General features: G+C 69.2%; 6 protein-coding genes. 2 read left to right on the forward strand and 4 right to left on the reverse strand.

All coding sequences use genetic code 11. The features are described 5' to 3' along the window. Window positions 1-1,831: bifunctional (p)ppGpp synthetase/guanosine-3',5'-bis(diphosphate) 3'-pyrophosphohydrolase (locus tag VGO10_RS12475; RefSeq protein ID WP_327468747.1), on the forward strand; the 1,831-nt coding region annotated here is incomplete at its 5' end. Window positions 1,832-1,874: 43 nt separating this feature from the next. Continuing rightward, entirely contained in the window at window positions 1,875-3,011 is a 1,137-nt protein-coding gene (locus VGO10_RS12480; RefSeq protein ID WP_327468749.1) for a M24 family metallopeptidase, read from the forward strand. Here the strand turns inward: VGO10_RS12480 and VGO10_RS12485 are convergent. The 4 genes from VGO10_RS12485 to VGO10_RS12500 form a co-directional block, all read right to left on the reverse strand. Further along, complete coding sequence (locus tag VGO10_RS12485; protein WP_327468751.1) at window positions 3,008-3,637, reverse strand: MSMEG_1061 family FMN-dependent PPOX-type flavoprotein; 630 nt, start codon at window positions 3,635-3,637, stop codon at window positions 3,008-3,010. The genes VGO10_RS12480 and VGO10_RS12485 overlap by 4 nt on opposite strands. Before the next feature lie 7 nt (window positions 3,638-3,644). Continuing rightward, the gene (locus tag VGO10_RS12490; protein ID WP_327468753.1) at window positions 3,645-4,634 is read right to left on the reverse strand and encodes a diacylglycerol/lipid kinase family protein; all 990 of its coding nucleotides are present in this window, start codon (window positions 4,632-4,634) and stop codon (window positions 3,645-3,647) included. Window positions 4,635-4,970: 336 nt separating this feature from the next. Next, entirely contained in the window at window positions 4,971-5,384 is a 414-nt protein-coding gene (locus VGO10_RS12495; protein ID WP_327468755.1) for a TIGR03668 family PPOX class F420-dependent oxidoreductase, read from the reverse strand. A gap of 9 nt (window positions 5,385-5,393) precedes the next feature. Next, window positions 5,394-5,808 (reverse strand): CorA family divalent cation transporter (locus tag VGO10_RS12500; RefSeq protein WP_327468757.1); only part of this gene is annotated, 415 nt, incomplete at its 5' end.

The following is a 5,808-nucleotide window of genomic DNA, read 5'->3' on the forward strand; positions in this document are numbered from 1 at the left end:
GGTCGCGATGGCCTCCGACATCCGGGTCATCCTGATCAAGCTCGCCGATCGCCTGCACAACATGCGCACGATCGAGGCGATGCCCAAGCAGAAGCAGATCGAGAAGGCCAAGGAGACGCTGGAGATCTACGCGCCGATCGCGCACCGGCTCGGCATCCACGCGATCAAGTGGGAGCTGGAGGACCTCGCCTTCGCCGCGCTGCACCCGCGCAAGTACCAGGAGATCAAGGGCCTGGTCAACCAGCAGCGCGAGGAGCGCGAGGACTACGTCAACGCCGCCGGCGACGAACTGTCGCGGGAGCTGGAGGCGCTCGGCATCGCCGCGCGCATCTCCGGGCGCGCCAAGCACTTCTACTCCATCTACTCCAAGATGACCAAGAAGGGCCGCGAGTTCAACGAGATCTACGACCTGACCGCCATGCGCGTCGTCGTCGACTCGGTCAAGGACTGCTACGGCACCGTCGGCGTCATCCACTCGCTCTGGAAGCCGCTGCCCGGCCGCTTCAAGGACTTCGTCGCGATGCCGAAGTTCAACATGTACCAGTCGCTGCACACGACGGTCATCGGGCCCGAGGGTCTGCCGCTGGAGATCCAGATCCGCACGCGCGACATGCACGACATGGCCGAGTTCGGCGTGGCGGCGCACTGGATGTACAAGCAGGACCCGACAAAGAAAGGCAGCGCCGGACCCGAGGGGGAGGACAAGCTCAAGTGGCTGCGGTCGATGCTCGACTGGCAGCAGGAGCTCCACGACCCCAAGGAGTTCATGGAGAGCCTGCGCGTCGACCTGTTCGACGAGGAGGTCTTCGTCTTCACGCCCAAGGGCGAGGTCAAGTCGCTCGCGCAGGGGGCGACGCCGCTGGACTTCGCCTACGAAGTCCACACCGAGGTCGGCCACCGCTGCGTCGGCGCGAAGGTCAACGGCAAGATCGTCCCGCTCAACTACTCGTTGAACTCCGGCGACATCGTCGAGATCCTCACCTCCAAGCGCGACCGCGGGCCCTCGCGCGACTGGCTGGCGCTGGTCAAGACGACGCGCGCTCGCAACAAGATCAAGCAGTTCTTCAAGGCCGAGTCGCGCGAGGACACCGAGCACACCGGCCGCGAGCTGCTGCAGGAGCACCTCAAGAAGCAGGGGCTGCCACCGCAGAAGATCGTCAGCTCGCCGCTGCTGGCCGAGATCATCCGCGAGATGGGCTTCCGCCGGGCCGAGGAGTTCTACATGGCCTTGGGCGGGGCGAAGATCTCGCCAAAGGTCGTCGTCAACAAGGTCATGCAGCGCCTCAAGCAGGGCGAGGCCGCAGAGGACGAGACCGACCCCGCCGAGTCGCTGGTCAACACCCGCCGCGCGCGCCGCGCTCCTACCGGCAAGGCAGGGTCTTACGGGATCCGGGTCGATGGGGTGGAGGACGTCCTCGTCCGCCTGGCCAAGTGCTGTCGTCCGGTGCCCGGTGACCCGATCGTCGGCTACGTCTCGCTCGGGCGCGGGATCACGATCCACCGCGACGACTGCCCTAACACCGTCGCGCTGCGCAAGGATCCCGAGCGGTTCGTCCGCGTCCACTGGGAGGGCGACCACCAGAGCTCCTTCCGCGTCGAGCTCCAGGTCGACGCCTGGGATCGCCACCGGTTGTTGGAGGACCTGTCACGGACCTTCGCCGAGGCGGGCCTCAACATCGTCGAAGCCCGTTGCATCGTCAGCTCGCCGATGGTCCAGAACCGCTTCGTCGTCGAGGTCCCTGACACGCAGGGGCTCAAGCAGGCAGTCCAGCGACTGCGCAACATCGAGGGCGTCTTCGACGCCTACCGCATCACCCCCGGCGCGAACTAAAAGGCGGGCGTCGGCCGCTCGCCCCGTGGGTAGGGTCGAGCGCATGGCCGACGTCTTGCTCTACAGCGACACCGAGCGCAGCGCCGCGATGCGCCATGAGGTCCCGATCGGGATCGGCGACCCGTTCGGCTACGCGGAGGTCGGTGGCAAGAGCATCATCTTGATCAGCTCGCTGGACCAGGCGCGCGTCGCCGCGGTGCGGCCGGAGGCCGAGATCATCGAGTGGGCCGATGTTGGGTTCTACGAACTGCTCGAGAGCGGGATGCCGCGCGATCAGATGCTGCTGGAGCTGATCTCACGAGCGGTCGCGCGCGTCGGGCTCAAGGATGCCTTCGTCGACCCCGACTTCCCGCTGGCCGTCGCCGATCGGCTGCGCGCCGATGGCGTGACGCTGACGCCCGACCACGACACCTTCGCGGCGCGCCGCCGGGCCAAGTCGCCCGCTGAGCTGGCCGGCATCCGGCGCGCCCAGAAGGCGGCGGAGGCCGGGATGGCGGCCGCCGCCGCGGTGCTACGCGCCGCCGTGCCCGAGGGCGACAAGGTCGTCATCGACGGCGTGCCGGTCACGGCCGAGCAGGTGCGCGACGCGTTGCGCGCCGCATGCGCCGAGCACGGCGCGATCGCCCCGCCCGACGTGATCGTCGCGAGCGTCTGGCAGGGCTTCGGCCACGAGGCCGGCTCTGGCCCGCTGCCCGCCAACCTCCCGATCCACATCGATCTCTGGCCGCGCGACGAGGAGAGCGGGTGCTGGGCCGACATGGCCCGCACGTTCGTCGTCGGCGAGCCCGACGCCAGGACGCTAGAGCTTGACGCCCTGGCCCGCGAGGCCCACGTCACGGCTCGCGACGCGATCCGGCCCGGCATCACCGGCCGCGAGCTCCACGCGTTGGCCTGCGACATCTTCGAGGCTACCGGCCACAAGACCCTTCGCACGGGCCCCGGCGAAGATCCCAACGAGGGCTTTCAGTTCTCCCTTGGCCACGGCGTCGGCCTCGAGGTCCACGAGGATCCCGGCATGGGCCAGGCCGGCCGCTCGCCGCTGGTTGCAGGCGACGTCGTCGCCATCGAGCCCGGCCTCTGGGACCGCAACGTCGGCATGCTGGGCTCTGAGGACCTCGTCCTCGTCACCGAGGACGGCCACGAGATCCTCACCGACTACCCGTATGACTTGAAGCCTTAGGCGAGACGGCTGCGCAGCGCCTCGTCGAGGTACTCCTGCTCCTCGGCGAGCGTGCGGGTGGGATCGCGCAGATGGGCGAGCATGACCTCGGCGGCGGTCGGGACTTGGTCAGCAGCCGGCCAGGTGGCCGGATCCCAGAGATGCGAGCGCACGAACGCCTTCGGGCAGTGCGCGTAGACCTCATCGGTGCGCACGACGATCGCGGTGCGTGGCGGCTTGCCGACGGCGCCGGCGGCCTCCAGGATCTCCGGTGCCGCCGAGACGCAGGCGCGGCCGTTGATGCGCAGCGTCTGGTTGCGGCCCGGGATGAGGAAGAGCAGACCGACGTGGCCGGTCGCGATGACGTTGGTCAGCGTGTCGAGGCGGCGGTTGCCGGTCGCGTCCGGGATCGCCAGATGATGCTCGTCGAGGATCGCGACGAAGCCGGGCGGACCGCCGCGCGGCGTCGCGTCGGCACGGCCCTCGGCGTCCTGGCTGGCCACGACGACCAGCGGCGAAGCGGCGATCAGGCGCTGCGCGGCACCGTCGAGCATCCCGATGTCCTTCGCCCACGCGCGCTCGGCCGCCGGCTCGTAGAGCTCGGCGAGCTGATCGGCGGAGCTCAGCGCCGTGGCGAACGGGTCCATGGTCGCTTCAGGAAACCACGTACAGCGGCGCCTCGTCCACCGCGTAAGCGGCCTCGGTCACGTCGCCGATGTAGTCGCCGTCGACGTGCAGCGGCACCGGGCGGCCGTCGACGGAGCGCACGACGACCTCGTCAACGCCGGCAAAGCCGTCGACCTGACGGTGGCGCTCCAGCTGGGCGCGCGCCGAGAAGAGGCGGTAGAGGATTCCCGGCATGACCGTCGGACGCGTGCTGCGCAGCACGATCCCGGCCAGCGTCGGCTCAGCCAGCGTCGCGCCATGGGCCGCATGGATCGGGATGCGCCGGAAGTAGGTATAGGGGTCGCCCTTCTGGACGAGCACGGTCACGCCGGGCAGCGGCGCGCCGCCGTCGGTCACGGTCTCCAGCTGCGGCGGACGAGCGACGTACTTGCCCAGGAACTCACCGAAGCCGCAGTAGGCGAAGTAGTAGGGGCCGAAGCGCGCCTTGAGGTGGGGGTGGGCGTCGACGCGCGCGACCACCGAGGCGTCGAGGCCGAGGCCGCTGGAGAAGAGGAAGCGCCGCTCGTTGACGCGCGCCATGCGCACCTCGCGCGGCTGCCAGTCGTCGGCGATGCGCAGCAGGTGCTCGGTGGCGTCCACGATGTCGTTGGGGATCCCGAGCATGCGGGCGTAGACGTTGGTCGATCCGCCGGGCAGGCAGGTCAGCGGCGTCTTGGACCCGCGCAGGCCGTTGGCGGCCTCGTTGACGGTGCCGTCGCCGCCGAAGGCGACGACGACGTCATAGCCCTCGCCGGCCGCCTCGCGCGTCAGCTCGGTCGCGTGGTCGCGCGCTTTGGTGTCGACCGCATCGACCTCGTAGCGACCCTGCAGGGCGTAGACGACGAGGTTGCGCAGACGGTCGGAAACCGTTGTCGCATAAGGGTTGACGATGACCAGCATGCGCTTGCGCTCGGTGGCGGCGTTCAGCGCGAACTGGTCGCCGAGGGCTTCGAGCGACGACAGTGAGGCGGCGGGCACGTTGCTGGGTACACCGAAACGGCCTCGGGGTCACACGAGTCGACGGTGCGGTCACCCGCACCTCCCAGATGCAGGCAACCACGACTGTTATGACCCCTCGCCGACGCGAGACTGCCCGCAGTGACCTCCCCGCGGATCTCCCACCGAGAGCTCGTTGCACTCCTCCTCGTGACGGGTTCCATCCTCGTGGCCGCGGGGCACGCTGACGCCGCCGTCCAGACGACAACGCCGCAGACCAGCGGCGAGGCAGGCATCAGCATCCAGTCCGTGCCCTAGGGCCGGTCGCGCTCGCCCCTCCGGATCACCGGAGCGGGCGAGCGCGGCTGGCGCGCGCGGCTAGCTTGCGCTCCACCCGCTGATCTGCACGACGTCGAGCGCCACCACCGGACCCGCCGGTCGCTGCTCGCGGTACTGCGGGTAGCGCTCGACCAGGAGGTCCAGCGCGTGCGCCGCCTGTGGCCCTTCATCGATCACGCGCGCGAGACCGTCGGCCCGAACCCACCACAGCGCGTCCCAGCGATCGTCGTCGTACTGGTCGGCCAGCAACGCGACGCGCGGCTCGGCCGCGATGTGCTCTAGCCGCGCGAGCGCCCGCGTCGCCTTCGGCTTGTGGTCGACCGCGTGGTAGATGACGCCGCCGATCGCCGCAAAGCACACCGGGACCAGCGACGGGCGGCCGTCCGGCGCGACCGTCGCCAAGCGCGCGACCCGGGCGGACCCGAGCAGCTCCCAGCAGCGCGCCGTGTCCATCCGCGTCCTCTACAGCCAGCCGCGTCGGCGGAACCACAGGATCATGCCGACCAACACCGACAACATGACCCCGATCGTGATCCAGAAGGCGTGGATCGAGCCCTCGCCCGGGACCCCGACGTTCATGCCGAGCACCGAGGCGATCAGCGTCAGCGGGAGCATGATCACGCTGAAGGCCGTCAACACGCGGATCGAGTCGTTCAGGCGATGGGAGAGCACCGCCTCGTTGGTGTTCTCCAACCCCTCGATGACCTCTTTGAAGTTCTCCAACATGTCCCACACCCGCTCCGACGCGTCGTTGATGTCGTCGAAGTAGATGTCGAGCTCGCCCGTCACGTAGCGCTTGGTGCGCTCCAGGTCCTTCAGCGCGACGCGCTGCGGCCGGACGATCTTGCGGAAGTTGATGATCTCCTGCTTGGCGTTG

This window comes from Baekduia sp. (assembly GCF_035996765.1).
Lineage (GTDB): Bacteria > Actinomycetota > Thermoleophilia > Solirubrobacterales > Solirubrobacteraceae > Baekduia.

Bases quoted from the DNA above. Each gene is read 5' to 3' on its own strand.
- VGO10_RS12485 (WP_327468751.1), bottom strand. From the start codon at position 3,637: ATGGACCCGTTCGCCACGGCGCTGAGCTCCGCCGATCAGCTCGCCGAG.
- VGO10_RS12495 (WP_327468755.1), bottom strand. From the start codon at position 5,384: ATGGACACGGCGCGCTGCTGGGAGCTGCTCGGGTCCGCCCGGGTCGCG.
- VGO10_RS12480 (WP_327468749.1), top strand. From the start codon at position 1,875: ATGGCCGACGTCTTGCTCTACAGCGACACCGAGCGCAGCGCCGCGATG.